The organism is Streptomyces sp. VTCC 41912 (assembly GCF_045799175.1).
Lineage (GTDB): Bacteria > Actinomycetota > Actinomycetes > Streptomycetales > Streptomycetaceae > Streptomyces > Streptomyces albulus_C.
Genome location: NZ_JBJMAB010000023.1, coordinates 22,811 through 39,056, shown reverse-complemented (window position 1 = coordinate 39,056; position 16,246 = coordinate 22,811). Strand labels below are relative to the sequence as shown.

Genomic DNA, 16,246 nt, shown 5'->3' with positions numbered 1-16,246 from the left:
TGACGCCCGCGACCGCAGCCGGACGCGGTGCGTGACCGGACCTGTCGGACCGAACCGCGTCCTGAGTCAACATCCGACCGACAACGTCCGGCTTTGTCCGTACCTCCAGGTGCGCGCGGTGCCGGCTTCGCGTACGGTTGACGGCTGCCTACGCACAGCAGAAGGGGGCCTGGGTGGCCGCGCACAACGCCACGCACGCACCGGACCACACACCGGATTCCGTTCGGGACCGTGAGATCGAGTCCGAGCAGGCGCATCTCGACCGTGTCTACCAGCGCCTGGAGGAGAAGATCCACGAGGCGGAGTTCCTGATGGACGACGCCGCCAAGCGCGGCCAGGTCGGCACGCCCGGCGCGCTCGCCGAACGCGACGCCCAGGTCTTCCAGGCCGGCGTCCACCTCCACCGCCTCAACTCCGAGTACGAGGACTTCCTCTTCGGCCGGATCGACCTGCTCCTGGGCAAGGACGGCAAGAAGGGCCCGGACGGCGCGTACACCTCCGTCGAGCCCGCCGACGGCGTCATCCAGGACGGCCGCGCCGCCATCGCCGAGACGCTCCACATCGGGCGCCTCGGCGTCCTGGACGCGGACTACTCGCCGCTGGTCATCGACTGGCGGGCGCCGGCCGCCGCGCCCTTCTACCGCGCCACCCCGGTCGCCCCCGGCCGGGTCGTCCGGCGCCGGGTGATCCGCTCCAAGGGCCGCAAGGTGCTGGGCGTCGAGGACGACCTGATGCGCCCCGAGGTCACCGCGACGCTGGACGGCGTCGAGCTGCCGGCGGTCGGCGACGGCGCCCTGATGGCCGCCCTGGGCCGGGCCCGCAGCCACACCATGCGGGACATCGTCGCCTCCATCCAGGCCGAGCAGGACCTGGTGATCCGGGCGCCCGCCGCCTCCGTCACCGAGGTCGAGGGCGGCCCCGGCACCGGCAAGACCGCGGTCGCCCTGCACCGCGCCGCCTACCTGCTCTACCAGGACCGCCGCCGCTACGCCGGCGGCATCCTGATCGTCTCCCCGACCCCGCTGCTGGTCGCCTACACCGAGGGCGTGCTGCCGTCGCTCGGCGAGGAGGGCCAGGTCGCCATCCGGGCGCTCGGCTCGCTCGTCGAGGGCGCCGAGGCGACCGCCTACGACCCGCCTGCGGTCTCCCGCATCAAGGGCTCGGCGCGGATGGTCAAACTGCTGCGCAGGGCCGCCCGCGGGGCGCTGGAGGCCCCTGCCGCCCCGCCGCGCGCCCGCCCCGCCGAGGACGCCCAGCTGTCCCTGGAGGACCTCGCCGCGGGGGCGGACGCCCCGACCGACGAGGCGGCGCCGCCGACCCGCCTGCGGGTCGTCGCGTTCGGCACCCGGCTCGAACTCGACGAGGCCGAGCTGCGCGCCATCCGCCACTCCGCCCTGGGCGGCACCGCCCCGGTAAACCTGCTGCGCCCGCGCGCCCGCCGGCTGATCCTGGACGCCCTGTGGACCAAGTCCGGCGCGGCCCGCCGCTTCCCGGACCCGGAGCTGGCCGCCGAGGCCCGCCAGGGCTTCGACGAGGACCTCGTCACCGAACCCGACTTCCAGGACTTCCTGGAGGGCTGGTGGCCCGAACTCACCCCGCGCGGGGTGCTCGCCACGATGGCCGACGACCGCCGCCTCGGCCGCTGGGCGCGCCGCCTGCTCAACCCGCGCGAGGTCCGGCAACTCGCCCGCTCGCTGCGCCGGTTGGGCGACGACGGCCGGGGCCCGCTGTCGGTGCACGACATCGCGCTGCTGGACGAGCTCCAGCTGGTCCTGGGCGCTCCGGCCCGGCCGGCCCGCCCCCGCGAGGCCGACCCGCTGGACCAGCTCACCGGCCTGGAGGAGCTGACCACCTACGCGGACCGGTTCTCGTCCGGCCGCGGCCGGCGCGAGCGGCTGGAGGAGGAGCGCACCGACTACGCCCACGTCATCGTCGACGAGGCCCAGGACCTGACGCCCATGCAGTGGCGGCTGGTCGGCCGCCGCGGCCGGCACGCCACCTGGACCGTGGTCGGCGACCCGGCGCAGTCCTCCTGGTCGGACCCGGACGAGGCCGCCGAGGCCCGCGACGAGGCACTGGGCACCCGCCCCCGCCGCCGCTTCACGCTCACCGTGAACTACCGCAACCCGGCCGAGATCGCGGAGCTGGCGTCCAAGGTGCTGGCCCTGGCCATGCCCGGTGCCCCGGCACCGCGGGCGGTCCGCTCGACCGGCCTGGAGCCGCGCTTCGCCGTCGTGGACGGCGCGGACGCCAGCGGCTCGGCCGGCTCGGGCGGCGCGGCCGACGGGGCGCTGGAACGGGCCACCGTCGCCGAGGCCGCGCGGTTGCTGGGCGAGGTCGAGGGCACGGTCGGCGTCGTGGTGGCGATGCACCGCCGCACGCAGGCCCGCACCTGGCTGGCCGGGCTCGGCGACCGCGTCGTGGCGCTGGGCTCCCTGGAGGCCAAGGGCCTGGAGTACGACGCCACCCTGGTGGTCTCGCCCGCCGAGATCGCCGACGAGTCGCCGGCCGGGCTGCGGGTGCTCTACGTCGCCCTGACCCGTGCCACCCAGCAGCTGACCGTGCTCTCCGCCGCCCCGGACGACCCGGACGCGGACGGGGTGCCGGACCTGCTGCGCGACTAGGGCGGGTCCGGGGCGCGGCGGGCGCGGCCGTGCTGCCATCCGAGGGGTTGTGAAATCCGTCGCGCGGGACGGGATTCGCTTGCCGGGATGGTTTGTTAGCCTTGGTGGCGGCACCGGCTCGATCCAAGCCCCCGGGCCCAACCATCGTCGCTACGAGCGACCACTTGCCGCGAGGCGAGCATGGCGGGTCGGTGTCATAAGCCAGCGAGGCGCGGGCGCCCCTCCTTCGGGAGGGGCGCCCGCGGTCGTTTCCCGGCCGGTGCGGGCGCGGAGCACGCTGTGGCTGATTCGCGCCGCCCGAGGGGGTTCCGCTCGACGGGGCAACTCTCGTATGGTGGAAGAGTCTTTCCGAAATTCGTAGCTGGTTACCGTATACCGGCTGGTAGGTGGGACGATCGAACGACGCGCTCCGGCTCGGGCACCCCTGAGTCCCGGAGCCGCTTAGAGCCAAACCAGGGAAAGCAGAGGAAGTCGGCCATGGCAACGGCGCCTAGCGTCTCGTATTCGATGACGGTGCGACTGGAAGTTCCCGCAAGCGGCACCGCCGTCAGCCAGCTCACCACGGCCGTGGAGTCCTCCGGCGGGTCGGTCACCGGCCTCGACGTGACCGCATCCGGCCACGAGAAGCTCCGGATCGACGTCACGATCGCCGCGACCTCCACCGCGCACGCCCAGGAGATCGTCTCCAAGCTGCGCACCATCGAAGGCGTCTCGCTCGGCAAGGTCTCGGACCGGACCTTCCTGATGCACCTCGGTGGCAAGATCGAGATGTCGTCCAAGCACCCCATCCGCAACCGTGACGACCTGTCCATGGTCTACACCCCGGGCGTCGCGCGGGTCTGCCAGGCGATCGCCGACAACCCCGAGGACGCGCGCCGCCTCACCATCAAGCGCAACAGCGTCGCGGTGGTCACCGACGGTTCCGCGGTCCTCGGCCTGGGCAACATCGGCCCCAAGGCCGCACTGCCCGTCATGGAGGGCAAGGCGGCCCTCTTCAAGCGCTTCGCCGGCATCGACGCCTGGCCGATCTGCCTGGACACCCAGGACAGCGACGCGATCGTCGAGATCGTCAAGGCCATCGCCCCCGGCTTCGCGGGCATCAACCTGGAAGACATCTCCGCGCCCCGCTGCTTCGAGATCGAGGCCCGCCTGCGCGAGGCCCTGGACATCCCGGTCTTCCACGACGACCAGCACGGCACCGCCATCGTGGTGCTCGCGGCGCTCACCAACGCGCTGCGGGTGGTCGGCAAGAAGATCGAGGACGTCCGGGTCGTGATGTCCGGCGCCGGTGCGGCCGGCACCGCCATCCTCAAGCTGCTGCTGGCCGCCGGCGTGCACCACGCGGTGGTCGCCGACATCCACGGCGTGGTCCACGCCGGCCGCCCCGACCTCGTCGACGCCGACCCCGACTCGGCGCTGCGCTGGATCGCCGACAACACCAACCCCGAGGGCGTCACGGGCACCCTCAAGGAGGCCGTGGTCGGCGCCGACGTCTTCATCGGCGTCTCGGCCCCCAACGTCCTCGACGGCGACGACGTGGCCCGGATGGCCGAGGGTGCGATCGTGTTCGCGCTGGCCAACCCGGACCCGGAGGTCGACCCGGCGATCGCCCGCCAGACCGCCGCCGTGGTCGCCACCGGCCGCTCCGACTTCCCCAACCAGATCAACAACGTCCTGGTGTTCCCCGGCGTCTTCCGCGGGCTGCTCGACGCCGCCTCGCGTACGGTGAACACCGAAATGATGCTGGCAGCGGCCGGCGCCCTCGCCGACGTAGTGCTGGACGACGAGCTCAACGCGAACTACATCATCCCCAGCGTCTTCAACGAGAAGGTCGCGGGTGCGGTCGCCGGCGCGGTGCGTGACGCGGCGAAGGCCGCGGGCGACGCTGTGACGGCCGCCACGGGCGTCTGAGACGGCGCGTCGCGGGACCTGCCCCCAGCGAGCCACCCATAGGGTGGCGGGTGACCCTCCAGGGTGCCGGATTGGCTTTACCGCCGCAGGTGGGGGCAGGATGCTCTCCCAAGGACAATGTCCAGGGGGACCTCAGGCGCGAGGGAGCTGAAGGACGGACCCGGTTCGGTGGGCCGTCCGAGGGCCCTGGCAGCATCGGCTTCGATCTCACGCCGCATTGGCAAGAAGAACACGGGAGTACATACATGAACCGCAGTGAGCTGGTGGCCGCTCTGGCCGATCGCGCCGAGGTGACCCGCAAGGACGCCGACGCCGTTCTGGCCGCGCTCGCCGAGACCGTCGGCGAGGTCGTCGCCAAGGGCGACGAGAAGGTCACCATCCCCGGCTTCCTGACCTTCGAGCGCACCCACCGTGCCGCTCGCACCGCCCGGAACCCGCAGACCGGTGAGCCGATCCAGATCGCGGCCGGCTACAGCGTGAAGGTCTCCGCGGGCTCCAAGCTCAAGGAAGCCGCCAAGGGCAAGTAAGGCCCTTCCGACGGCACCGAAGGCGGCCACCCCTCCCGGGGGTGGCCGCCTTCGCGCGTGCCCGCGTACGGCCGTCCCAGGGCCCTTGCCGGGCCCCGGGCGGGCAGGTGGGCGGAAGGGCGCACGGCGAAGGCGCCGCACAATCCTCCTGCGAGGACCGTGCGGCGCCTTCGGAATCCAGCGCGGCCGGGGGCCGGTGGGCGTCAGCCCCGCGGGTTGCCGTTCGGCAGCTCCACCTTCGCGCCCAGCTCCACGAGCTTCTCCATGAAGTTCTCGTAGCCGCGGTTGATCAGGTCGATGCCGTGCACCCGGGACGTGCCCTGCGCCGCGAGCGCCGCGATCAGGTACGAGAAGCCGCCGCGCAGGTCGGGGATGACCAGGTCGGCGCCCTGCAGCCGGGTGGGGCCGGAGACGACCGCGGAGTGCAGGAAGTTGCGCTGGCCGAAGCGGCAGGCGGAGCCGCCCAGGCACTCGCGGTAGAGCTGGATGTGGGCGCCCATCTGGTTGAGCGCCTCGGTGAAGCCCAGCCGGGACTCGTAGACCGTCTCGTGGACGATCGACAGGCCCGACGCCTGGGTCAGGGCGACCACCAGGGGCTGCTGCCAGTCGGTCTGGAAGCCGGGGTGGACGTCGGTCTCCAGGGCGATGGCCTTGAGCGAGCCGCCCGGGTGCCAGAAGCGGATGCCCTCGTCGTCGATCTCGAAGGCGCCGCCGACCCTGCGGAAGGTGTTCAGGAACGTCATCATCGAGCGCTGGTGGGCGCCGCGGACGTAGATGTTGCCCTCGGTGGCCAGCGCCGCGGACGCCCAGGAGGCGGCCTCCAGGCGGTCCGGGAGGGCGCGGTGGGTGTAGCCGTCGAGCTTGTCGACACCGGTGATCCGAATCGTCCGGTCGGTGTCCATGGAGATGATCGCGCCCATTTTCTGCAGGACGCAGATCAGGTCCTCGATCTCCGGCTCCACCGCGGCGTTCGACAGCTCGGTGACGCCCTCGGCCAGCACCGCGGTCAGCAGCACCTGCTCGGTCGAGCCGACCGAGGGGTACGGCAGCCGGATCTTGGTGCCGCGGAGCCGCTGCGGGGCCTCCAGGTACTGCCCGTCGGCGCGCTTCTCGATCTTGGCGCCGAACTGGCGCAGCACGTCGAAGTGGAAGTCGACCGGCCGGCCGCCGATGTCGCAGCCGCCCAGGCCCGGGATGAAGGCGTGGCCCAGTCGGTGCAGCAGCGGGCCGCAGAACAGGATCGGGATCCGCGAGGAGCCGGCGTGCGCGTCGATGTCGGCGACGTTGGCGCTCTCCACGTGCGACGGGTCGAGGATCAGCTCGCCCGGCTCGTCGCCCGGACGCACGGTCACGCCGTGCAGCTGGAGCAGCCCGCGCACCACACGGACGTCCCGGATGTCCGGAACGTTGCGCAGTCGGCTCGGACCGCTGCCCAGCAGGGCGGCGACCATGGCCTTGGGCACAAGGTTCTTCGCGCCGCGAACCCGGATCTCGCCCTCGAGCGGGGTGCCGCCGTGGACAAGCAGTACGTCGTCAGTAGAGACGGTCATGGATCTCGCGTTCCTGGAGTCGGTCAGGGCCAGGAGAAATGGTAAGGGCGGCCGAGGGGGTGTCCGTTGCGGTGGCCCTGGTCCGGCCATGTAATGGCTTTGTCACAACACGCTCCGCTACGGCCGATCTTTGATTCGTAATCACCTTTTGCCTGGAAAGCGTCCAATGTCGCTAATGGGACATCCGGGTACGTAGCGTGTGCGCCGGGGCCTGCCGCCGTACGCCGGCCCTGCTCTCCCAGCGGGTCCGGGCGTTGACTCCCCCTTCGGGCCGGAAGTGCGGGATCATGTGGCCATGACCGAGGTGTCCTCGCTCACAGGCCGGCTGCTCGTCGCCACGCCCGCGCTCGCCGACCCGAACTTCGACCGCGCGGTGGTGCTCCTCCTCGACCACGACGAGGAGGGCTCCCTCGGCGTGATCCTGAACCGTCCCACACCGGTCGGCGTCGCCGACATCCTCGCCCCCTGGGCCGAGCTGGCCGGTGAGCCCGGGGTGGTCTTCCAGGGCGGCCCCGTGTCGTTGGACTCGGCGCTCGGCGTGGCCGTGGTGCCCGGTGGACCGTCCGGCGAGGGCGCCCCGTCGGGCAGCGGCACCCGCACCGGCGGCGCGGTCGGTGGGGCGGCCGGTGCGCCCCCGGGCTCCACGCGCCGGGGTGACCCGCAGGCCACCGGCACGCCCGGCGGCGCCGGGCCGGGCGACGAGCCGCTGGGCTGGCGCCGGGTGCACGGCGCGATCGGCCTGGTGGACCTGGAGGCCCCGCCGGAGCTGCTCGCCGCGGTCCTCGGCAGCCTGCGGATCTTCGCCGGGTACGCCGGCTGGGGGCCCGGCCAGCTGGAGGACGAGCTGGTGGAGGGGGCCTGGTATGTCGTCGAGTCCGAGCCGGGGGACGTCTCCTCGCCCGATCCGGAGCAGCTGTGGCGGGCCGTGCTGCGCCGGCAGCGCAACGAGCTGGCGATGGTGGCGACGTACCCCGACGACCCGTCGTTGAACTGACCCGCAGGTCGGTTGCTGGGCCGGTTGCCGGGGCATCTGCCGGGGCACCTGCGGGCCGGTTGCCGGGCGGCGTCGGGCGCCGCCGTGCAGCGCGTTTCGTACGCCGCGCGCCGGGTGGTGCACCCGGGCGATCGCCGGGGCATTTTGTGACGGCTTCGTCATGGGGAATTGTCAGACCCCGTCGCTATCGTTCGGGGTGGCAAGAACGTTGCGCGGACGCGTCCCCGAACCCTGAGCCTCGCGCGGACAGGGGAGCTCGCGACCGCGACCGAAACTGACGGGGGAGAGCACCATGCACAGGCCGAGCCTGCCCGAGGACCTGGACCATCCGGAGCAGGTGTGGGCGCGCGCCGCGACGCTGGCGGTGGTGGCCGCGGCCATGAACGACGGGGACGAGTACTCCTGGGGCCAGGACGGTCTGCACTGCTGGAACTGCGGCGGCTCGTACTGGTGGCGGCTGAAGCTGTACGACGACGGCCGCGCGCTGCTGTGCGGCCAGGACTCCGACGGGAGCTACACGCACAACGGCGACAAGCAGATCGACTTCCTGGCCGGTGGTCCCGCGTGGCTGCCCTGGGAGCAGTTGCGGGACGACGCCCAGGGCAACCTCCTCGGCTTCGCCTACTGGTACGAGGACGGCGCCTGGTCCCGCGCCCCCTACCCCGCGGCGCTGCCGGACGACGGCCTGGAGATGGCGATGAGCTGGGCGGCGCCCGGTGACGCGGCGGTCCAGGAGATCACCGAGCACCTGGTGGCGCTTCTGGAGACCGACGTCCGCCCCGCGGCGACGGTCCGCGCGTTCATCGCCTCCGCCGCGGCCCGTACGGTCGGCGCGGCGGACGTCTCGGCGCTGCTGGACGCGGTCTGCGGCCCGGACTGCTGGTACGAGGTCCGCCCGGAGGCGGCGTGGGCGTTCGCCGTCGAGCTGGGGCTGACGGCCGGCGACCGCGGCGGGGTGCCGGCGGCGGCGTCGTAGCCCCCCGCGGGGCGCGGCGGCGGAGCCCCGAAGGGCGAGCGGGGCCGTCAGCTGCGGTGCCGCCCGCCCAGGGTGAAGAAGCGCTCGGCGAGCGGATCGGCGTCGCGGGCGGGTAGGGCGAGGTGCACGGGCACCGGCGGGGCGTTCTTCAGCCGGACGTAGCGGATCTGGGGGTGCGGGTGGCGCTCGGCCACCCCCTCCGGGGCCACGCCGACCCCGTGGCCGGCCGCGACCGCCTCCAGCCACTCGTCGAAGTTGCCCGCGGTGCAGGCGAGTCGGGGGCGTCGGCCGGCGGGCCACAGTTCGGGCCGGGTGGTGCCGGTGACGGTGTTGACGACCAGCGGCAGCTCCGCGAGTTCGGCCCAGTCCAGCACCCGCCGGCGGGCCAGGCCCCCCGGGGCGGCGGCGCGCGGCACGGCGGCGACCCGCGGCTCCTGGAAGAGCAGCGCGGTGCGCAGTCCGGCGTCCGGCGGCACGTCGCCCCGGAGCACCGCCACGTCCGACTCCCCGGTCTCCAGCCCGGCCAGTGGGGTGTCCCGGCGGACGAGCCGGACCTTGGCGCCGGTCGCGGCCTTGAACTCCGCGATCAGCGTGCCGCCGGCGGCCGGCAGCAGCGAGGTGAAGCCCAGCCGCAGCGTCCCCGGCCCGGCGGGCGAGCGCAGCGCGGCGGCGAGCCGGGGGAGCAGGGGGGCGAGGTCGGCGTAGAGGCGGCGGCCGGCGTCGGTGAGGGCGACCCGGCGGGTGGTCCGGTCCAGCAGCCGTACGCCGAGCGCGGCCTCCAGGGCCCGTACGGCGCGGGTCAGCGCCGGCTGGCCGGTGCGCAGCCGGTCCGCGGCGTGGGTGAAGCTGCGCTCCTCCGCGACGGCCAGGAAGCCCCGCAGGTGGCGCAGTTCGATCCCGTCGAGCACCGGGTCGGCGAGCTGGTCGGGGGCGCGGGTGTCGGCGTCGTGAGGGTCGGGGCCGTCTGCGGCCGGGGCGTCGGCGTCGTTCGGGATGCCGCGGTCACCATTCATGCCGCCCCAGCATAAGTGCTCCGTCCGGGCATTTCCCCGGCCATCCGGAGACTGCCTACGTTTCCCCGCGGCGGTCCGCTCCGGGCCCGGGGACGGTCCCCGGACCCCCGGACCACCAGGGGAGTTGAGCGCGGTGCGCAAGGTCTGGCTACTGACGCTGGGGGCCTTCACCCTCGGCCTGGACGCGTACGTGATGGCGGGGCTGCTGCCGGTCCTCGCCGCGGACGTCGGCACCCGGGTGTCCCTCGCGGGCCAACTGGTGACCGCCTTCACGCTGGCCTACGCGCTCTCCGCGCCGCTGGTCGCCGGGCTGTTCTCCGGGTCGCGGCCCCGGCTGCTGATCCTGGCCGCGCTCGCCGTCTTCACCGTCGGCAACGCGTTGACCGCGCTGGCGCCGTCGCTGGGCCCGCTGCTCGGCGCCCGGATCGTCGCGGGCGCGGGCGCGGGCGTCTACTCGGCGCTGTCCACCGCGGCCGCCGCCGCACTCGTCCCCCAGGAGAAGCGCGGACGGGCGCTGGCCCTGGTGATGGGCGGGATGAGCGCGGGCACCGTGCTGGGCGTGCCGATCGGGGTGCTGCTGGCCGAGCACGCCGGCTGGCGGGCCACGCTCTGGCTGGTCACGGCACTGGGCGCGGTCGCGCTGGGCGGACTGGCGGCGCTGCTGCCGCAGGTGCCCGCGGGGCCCGCCGTCCCGGTACGGGCCCGGCTCACGGCCCTCGCCGACCGCGCGGTGGCGCCGGTGGTCGCGGTGTCCTTCCTCGCCGCGGTGGCCAGCCTCGGCCTCTACACCTACCTGGCACCGGTGCTGGCCGCGGCCGGCGGCGTCCAGGAGGTCGCCCCGTACCTGTGGGCCTGGGGCGCCGGCGGCGTTCTGGGCAGCGCGCTGTCCGGGCCGCTGGTCGACCGGACCGGGCGGGTGCGGATGCTGGCCGGCGGGATCCTGCTGGTGGTCGTCGTGGCCCAGGCCCTGCTGCCGACCCTGGCGGCGGTGGCGCTGCCCGGTGCGGTGGTCGCCCTGTTGGCCTGGGGCGCGGCCGGCTGGGCGTTCCAGGTGCCGCAGCAGCACCGGCTGCTCCGGGCCGGCGCGCAGCGCGGCACCGTCGTCCTCGCGCTGAACAACTCGGCGCTCTACCTGGGCAGTGCCGTCGGCTCGGCGCTCGGCGGGTTGGCCCTGGCCGCGGGGGTGGCGCCGGACGCGCTGCCCTGGGCGGCGGCCGGCGTGGCGGCCCTGGCACTGGTGGTGCACCTGGCGACGGGCCGACGCTCCCGACCCGCGCCGCGCGTGAGTACCCTTGGCAGTTATGAGCACTCTTGAGCCCGAGCGCGGGGCAGGTACGGGGACCCTCGTAGAGCCGACACCGCAGGTGTCGCACGGCGACGGCGACCACGAGCGCTTCGCCCACTACGTCCAGAAGGACAAGATCATGGCGAGCGCGCTCGACGGCACGCCCGTCGTGGCGCTCTGCGGCAAGGTCTGGGTCCCGGGTCGCGACCCGAAGAAGTACCCGGTCTGCCCGCTGTGCAAGGAGATCTTCGAGTCCATGGGCGCCGGTGGCGACAAGGACAAGGACGGCGGCGGCAAGAAGTGACCGCCCGCCGCGGCGCCCGCCCGCTGGGCACGGCGCCGCGGCGCACCGCTCCGCGCCCGGGGTCCGCACGGGCCCGGGTCCCTGACGGGCCCGGGCCCGTCGCCGTACCCGCACCGCCCGAACCCCCGGGCACAGCGGCCTCCTGAGGGGCCGGCGATCAAGGGTTTCCCTCCGCGGCGGCACGGTGAAGACTGACGTCGTGACAGATCTGGAGACCGCAGCCCACACGGGTCTGATCCCGGCGCCGCTGAGCCACGACCTGGCCGACGCCGAGTCCCGCCCCCGGACCGTACGGCTCGGCGCGCACACCGCGTTGGCCGCCGCACCCGGCACCGAGGCCACCGCCCGCTGGCTGCGCGCCACCCTCGGCGCCGCCTTCGCGCTGCCGCTGCCGCCCGGCTCCCCCGAGGCCCCCGACACCCTGGCGCTCGCCCTCGACCCGGCCCTCCCGAAGGAGGGCTACCGGCTGGAAGCCGACGCCCGCTGGGGCGTCCGCCTCACCGGCGGCGGCCCGGCCGGCGTCTTCTGGGGCGCACAGACGCTCCGTCAGCTCCTGGGGCCCGCCGCCTTCCGCCGCGCCCCGCTCGCCCCGGGGCGCGCCGTCGGCCTGCCGGAACAGACCATCGAGGACGCCCCCCGCTTCGGCTGGCGCGGCCTGATGCTGGACGTCTGCCGGCACTTCCTGCCCAAGGAGGGGGTGCTGCGCTACCTCGACCTGATGGCCGCGCACAAGCTGAACGTCCTGCACTTCCACCTCACCGACGACCAGGGGTGGCGGATCGAGATCCTCCGCTACCCGGAGCTGACCGCCACCGGCGCCTGGCGCGAGCGCAGCAGACTCGGCCACCGCGACTCGCCGCTGTGGGACCCGCGCCCGCACGGCGGCTACTACACCCAGGACGACATCCGCGAGATCGTCGCCTACGCCGCCGAGCGGCAGATCACCGTCGTGCCCGAGATCGACGTCCCCGGGCACTCGCAGGCCGCGATCGCGGCGTACCCGGAGCTGGGCAACGCCGACGTCGTCGACACCGCCGCCCTGAAGGTCTGGGACACCTGGGGCGTCAACCCCAACGTCCTGGCCCCCACCGACACCACCCTGCGCTTCTACGAGAACGTGCTTCAGGAGGTGCTCGGCCTCTTCCCGTCGCGGTTCGTGCACCTCGGCGGCGACGAGTGCCCCAAGGACCAGTGGCGGGCGTCGCCCACGGCCCAGGCCCGGATCGCCGAGTTGTCCCTGGACGGCGAGGACGGCCTGCAGAGCTGGTTCATCCGCCACTTCGACCGCTGGCTCACCGAGCGCGGCCGACGGCTCGTCGGCTGGGACGAGATCCTTGAGGGCGGACTGGCCGAGGGGGCGACGGTCTCCTCCTGGCGCGGGTACGCGGGCGGCATCGCCGCGGCCAAGGCCGGCCACGACGTCGTCATGTGCCCCGAGCAGCAGGTGTACCTGGACCACCGTCAGGACGCCTCCCCGGACGAGCCGGTGCCGATCGGCTACGTGCGGACCCTGGAGGACGTCTACCGCTTCGAACCGGTGCCGCCGGACCTGACGGACGAACAGGCCGCCCGGGTCCTCGGCACCCAGGCCAACGCCTGGTCCGAGGGGATGGACAGTCAGCAGCGCCTCGACTACCAGGTCTTCCCGCGGCTGACCGCGCTCGCCGAGGTCGCCTGGTCCCGGCTGCCCGGCCCCGAGCTCCGCGACTACCAGGACTTCACCCGCCGGATGACCCACCACTACGCCCGCCTCGACGCCCTCGGCGTCGGCTACCGCCCGCCCGGCGGCCCCCACCCCTGGCAGAAACGCCCCGGCATCCTCGGACGGCCCTTCGAGGGGGCGCCCCCAAACGTGTGAGCCGCCGTGCAAGGAGGGCGCTCGTCCGGCCGGACCCTGGAACGGTGGTGCCCGGTGACCGGAACCGCCGGACGAAACCGGACCAGCGCCCTCTTCGAGGACGGAACACCGCTTCGCGGACCCTCGCGCGTACCGGGCCCGCGAAGATGTGCCAGAGTTGCCACGTCCGGGCCGTGAGCACGTACCGTACGGCGGAGCGGAACTGCCGGGACACCGGGGAAGGGGCAGCTGGGTTGACCACGCACGCACCGCACGCGTCGCCATCGGTGACGTTGCCGGCCTCGCTCGACGAGGCGGTGGCGGCACTGACCGCCATGCCCGCCGCCGTGCCGGTGGCGGGCGGCACGGACCTCATGGCGGCGGTCAACGCCGGACTCCTCAGACCAGCGGGCCTGGTGGGCCTCGGCCGGATCAGCGAGATCCGCGGCTGGCAGTACCTGGACGGTCATGCGCTGCTCGGTGCCGGTCTCACCCTCGCCCGCATGGGGCGCCCCGACTTCGCCGCGCTGATCCCGGGCCTGGCCGCGGCGGCCCGCGCCGCCGGCCCGCCGCAGATCCGCAACGCCGGGACCCTGGGCGGCAACATCGTCAGTTGCGCCCCGACCGGCGACACCCTCCCGGTGCTGGCCGCCCTGGAAGCCACGGTGATCATCGCCGGTCCCGGGGGAGCCCGCCGCGAGATCCCGGTCAGTCACCTGCTCACCGGTCGCGAGATGCTGAGCCCCGGCGAACTCGTCGGCTTCGTGCGGGTGCCGCTGCTGCACGCCCCGCAGACGTTCCTCAAGGCCACCGGGCGCACCGGCCCCGGCCGCGCCACCGCCTCCGTCGCGCTCGTCCTGGACCCGGCCCGGCGCGCGGTGCGCTGCGCGGTCGGCGCGGTCGCCGCCATGCCGCTGCGCCCCCTGGAGGCCGAGCAGTGGGTGGCCTCGCTCATCGACTGGGACGGCGAACGCGGCCTGGTACCCGAGGCGCTGGCCGCCTTCGGCGACTACGTGGCCGCCGCCTGCATCCCCGACCCGGTGCCGCCGCAGGACGGCTCCGAACCGTCGGCCCTGCCGCCGGCCGCGCTGCACCTGCGCCGTACGGTGGCGGCCCTGGCCCGCCGCGCACTTGGGAGGGCGCTCTCGTGAGCAACGAAGACCACCGTCACCCGCAGCAGCCGCACCCCGAGCAGGGGTGGCAGCCGCTGCCGCCGGGCGGCGAGTACGAGTCGGAGGCCACCGCCTTCGTCCAACTCCCCGAAGGCTTCACCACCGGCGCGTACGGCGCCGATTACCGCACTCCCGGCGCGGACCCGCTGGCCGCCCCCGGGCACGGCTACACCCCGCCCGCCTCGTTCCCCGCGCACTCCGCCACGCCCCCGGTACCGGGCGCGGGCACCGACCCGGCGGCGACCGGGCAGTGGACGATGCCGTTCGCCGACCCGTCGGCCGGCTACGTCGACCCCGCCGCGGGCTACGGCGCCACGGGACAGCACGCGACCGCACCGCACCAGGACCCGTCCGCGGGCTACCACGCCAACCCGCCCGAGAGCGCCCAGGCGTGGCCCGGCGAGCAGGTGCACTGGCCGGTCGCCGGCAGCCCGGAGGCGGCCGGCGGCGCCTGGACCGTCCCGGCGGCCGACGACACCCTGGAGGAGTCCGGCGAATACCTGGTCGGCGACGACCGACTGCCCGGACACGCAACCGCCGCGCCCTACCAGGACGGTGGCTACCCCGGCGGCTACGAGGGCGCCGGCGCGACCGGCCCCGCGGAGACCGGCGCCACCGGCCACTGGAACTTCACCGCCGGGCTCAACGCCACCAACGGGCACACCGGGACCGTCGATCAGGGCGGTGCCGTCGACCCGGGTGCGGGCGAGCCGTTCCCGGCGCCCGCCGCCGACCCGTACGCGCAGGACCCCGCGGCGACCGCCCCGGGCGGGGCGAGCGGCCACTGGTCGCTGCCCGCCGACGCGCTGGCCCAGTGGCCGCCGGCCGAGCACCCGACCCACCACGAGCACCCGACCCACCACGAGGACGTGACCGCCGGCCAGGACGCCGCCGCGGAGGTGCCCGCCCCGGGCGGCGCCGAAGCGTGGTCGGTCCCGGTGGTGGAGGGCGAACAGTCCGACACCACGGGCGAGTTCGTCCTCGACGCCCGTCACGGGATCGCCGACGCCGGCGCCGCACCCGCCGCCCCGGTCGAGGAGCACGCCCCCGCCGAGCACGGGGTGCCCGTGGCCCCCGAGGCCCCCGCCGCGGCCCCGGACCCCGGCCCGCTGCCGGTGGCGGAGCCGCCCGCCGCCGCCCAGGAGCCCGTCGCGGCCGCCGCGCACGGTGGGGAGGCCGCGGACGCCGGCCACCCGGTGGAGCCCGCCGCGGACGCCGCCGCGCCCGCCGAGCCGGTGCCCGCCGAGACCGCCGCGCCGACCGGCCCGGACGCCCACCCGGCCGAGGAGGCCGCGGCGACGGTCGCCCCCGCACCGGCCCCCGTCCCCGCCGACGTCGAGGCCGCGCCGGACGCCCCCGCCGTCCTCGACCACCACGACGAACACCCCTCCGCCTCCTACGTGCTGCGCGTCAACGGCGCCGACCGGCCGGTCACCGACGCCTGGATCGGCGAGTCGCTGCTGTACGTGCTGCGCGAACGGCTCGGCCTGGCCGGCGCCAAGGACGGCTGCTCCCAGGGGGAGTGCGGGGCCTGCTCGGTCCAGGTGGACGGACGGCTGGTCGCCTCCTGCCTGGTGCCCGCCGCCACCGCGGCCGGCAGCGAGGTCCGCACCGTCGAGGGCCTGGCGCAGCACGGCGTGCCGTCCGACGTCCAACAGGCGCTCGCCGCCTCGGGGGCCGTGCAGTGCGGCTTCTGCGTACCGGGCATGGCGATGACCGTGCACGACCTCCTGGAGGGCAACCACGCCCCCACGGAGTTGGAGACCCGCAAGGCGCTCTGCGGCAACCTGTGTCGCTGCTCGGGGTACCGCGGTGTCCTGGACGCCGTCGCCGAGGTCGTGAAGTCCCGCACCGAGGCCAACGACCCGTCCGCGGGGGCGGCGGCGCCGGCCGCGACCGCCCGCATCCCCCACCAGGCGGGGCCCGCCGACCCGATGGACGAGGCACCGCACCACCAGGATCCGCAGCCGGGAGGCGCTGGATGAGCGAGCGCAGCACGGGGGTCCGGGTCCCCTGGGCCGCAGGCCGGGGGAGTGTCGTCAACAGGTGCGCG

Annotated in this window: 12 protein-coding genes; 10 read left to right on the top strand and 2 right to left on the bottom strand. The window is 74.7% G+C overall.

What is annotated here, in order from left to right; genetic code table 11:
• Nucleotides 1-173 precede the first annotated feature (173 nt).
• The 3 genes from ACJ6WD_RS27115 (at nt 174) to ACJ6WD_RS27105 (ending at nt 5,062) form a co-directional block, all read left to right on the top strand.
• The gene (locus ACJ6WD_RS27115) at nt 174-2,624 is read left to right on the top strand and encodes a UvrD-helicase domain-containing protein (protein WP_233659399.1); all 2,451 of its coding nucleotides are present in this window, start codon (nt 174-176) and stop codon (nt 2,622-2,624) included.
• 477 nt (nt 2,625-3,101) lie between these two features.
• Nucleotides 3,102-4,535 carry an NAD-dependent malic enzyme gene (locus tag ACJ6WD_RS27110; RefSeq protein WP_233659400.1) on the top strand — a complete coding sequence of 478 codons (1,434 nt, stop codon included), beginning with the start codon at nt 3,102-3,104 and terminating at the stop codon, nt 4,533-4,535.
• 245 nt (nt 4,536-4,780) lie between these two features.
• Nucleotides 4,781-5,062 carry an HU family DNA-binding protein gene (locus ACJ6WD_RS27105; RefSeq protein ID WP_004951951.1) on the top strand — a complete coding sequence of 94 codons (282 nt, stop codon included), beginning with the start codon at nt 4,781-4,783 and terminating at the stop codon, nt 5,060-5,062.
• Nucleotides 5,063-5,265: 203 nt separating this feature from the next.
• On the opposite strand, the gene murA is transcribed toward ACJ6WD_RS27105, so the two are convergent.
• Entirely contained in the window at nt 5,266-6,612 is a 1,347-nt protein-coding gene (gene murA, locus ACJ6WD_RS27100) for a UDP-N-acetylglucosamine 1-carboxyvinyltransferase (protein WP_275464475.1), read from the bottom strand.
• A 295-nt stretch (nt 6,613-6,907) separates the two neighbouring features.
• Here murA and ACJ6WD_RS27095 point away from each other — a divergent pair, with 295 nt between their 5' ends.
• Complete coding sequence (locus ACJ6WD_RS27095; protein WP_055583266.1) at nt 6,908-7,606, top strand: YqgE/AlgH family protein; 699 nt, start codon at nt 6,908-6,910, stop codon at nt 7,604-7,606.
• 292 nt (nt 7,607-7,898) lie between these two features.
• Nucleotides 7,899-8,582 (top strand): hypothetical protein, encoded by a 684-nt coding sequence (locus tag ACJ6WD_RS27090; protein ID WP_233659401.1) that lies wholly within the window; start codon nt 7,899-7,901, stop codon nt 8,580-8,582.
• Between the two features lie 47 nt (nt 8,583-8,629).
• On the opposite strand, the gene ACJ6WD_RS27085 is transcribed toward ACJ6WD_RS27090, so the two are convergent.
• A complete protein-coding gene (locus ACJ6WD_RS27085; RefSeq protein WP_376557346.1) occupies nt 8,630-9,595 on the bottom strand; it encodes a LysR family transcriptional regulator in 966 nt (321 codons plus the stop codon).
• A 133-nt stretch (nt 9,596-9,728) separates the two neighbouring features.
• On the opposite strand from ACJ6WD_RS27085, the gene ACJ6WD_RS27080 reads away from it, so the two are divergent.
• From ACJ6WD_RS27080 to ACJ6WD_RS27060, 5 genes are all read left to right on the top strand, one after another.
• A complete protein-coding gene (locus ACJ6WD_RS27080; protein WP_233659454.1) occupies nt 9,729-10,910 on the top strand; it encodes an MFS transporter in 1,182 nt (393 codons plus the stop codon).
• Nucleotides 10,897-11,184, top strand: a complete 288-nt coding sequence (locus ACJ6WD_RS27075) for a DUF3039 domain-containing protein (RefSeq protein ID WP_078487141.1) — start codon at nt 10,897-10,899, stop codon at nt 11,182-11,184. The genes ACJ6WD_RS27080 and ACJ6WD_RS27075 overlap by 14 nt, the downstream gene beginning before the upstream one ends.
• Before the next feature lie 199 nt (nt 11,185-11,383).
• Complete coding sequence (locus ACJ6WD_RS27070; RefSeq protein ID WP_407616701.1) at nt 11,384-13,042, top strand: beta-N-acetylhexosaminidase; 1,659 nt, start codon at nt 11,384-11,386, stop codon at nt 13,040-13,042.
• 233 nt (nt 13,043-13,275) lie between these two features.
• Complete coding sequence (locus tag ACJ6WD_RS27065) at nt 13,276-14,172, top strand: xanthine dehydrogenase family protein subunit M (protein WP_016571717.1); 897 nt, start codon at nt 13,276-13,278, stop codon at nt 14,170-14,172.
• Nucleotides 14,169-16,178 (top strand): 2Fe-2S iron-sulfur cluster-binding protein, encoded by a 2,010-nt coding sequence (locus ACJ6WD_RS27060; RefSeq protein WP_407616700.1) that lies wholly within the window; start codon nt 14,169-14,171, stop codon nt 16,176-16,178. Before ACJ6WD_RS27065 ends, ACJ6WD_RS27060 begins: the two co-directional genes overlap by 4 nt.
• The last annotated feature ends 68 nt before the right edge of the window (nt 16,179-16,246 follow it).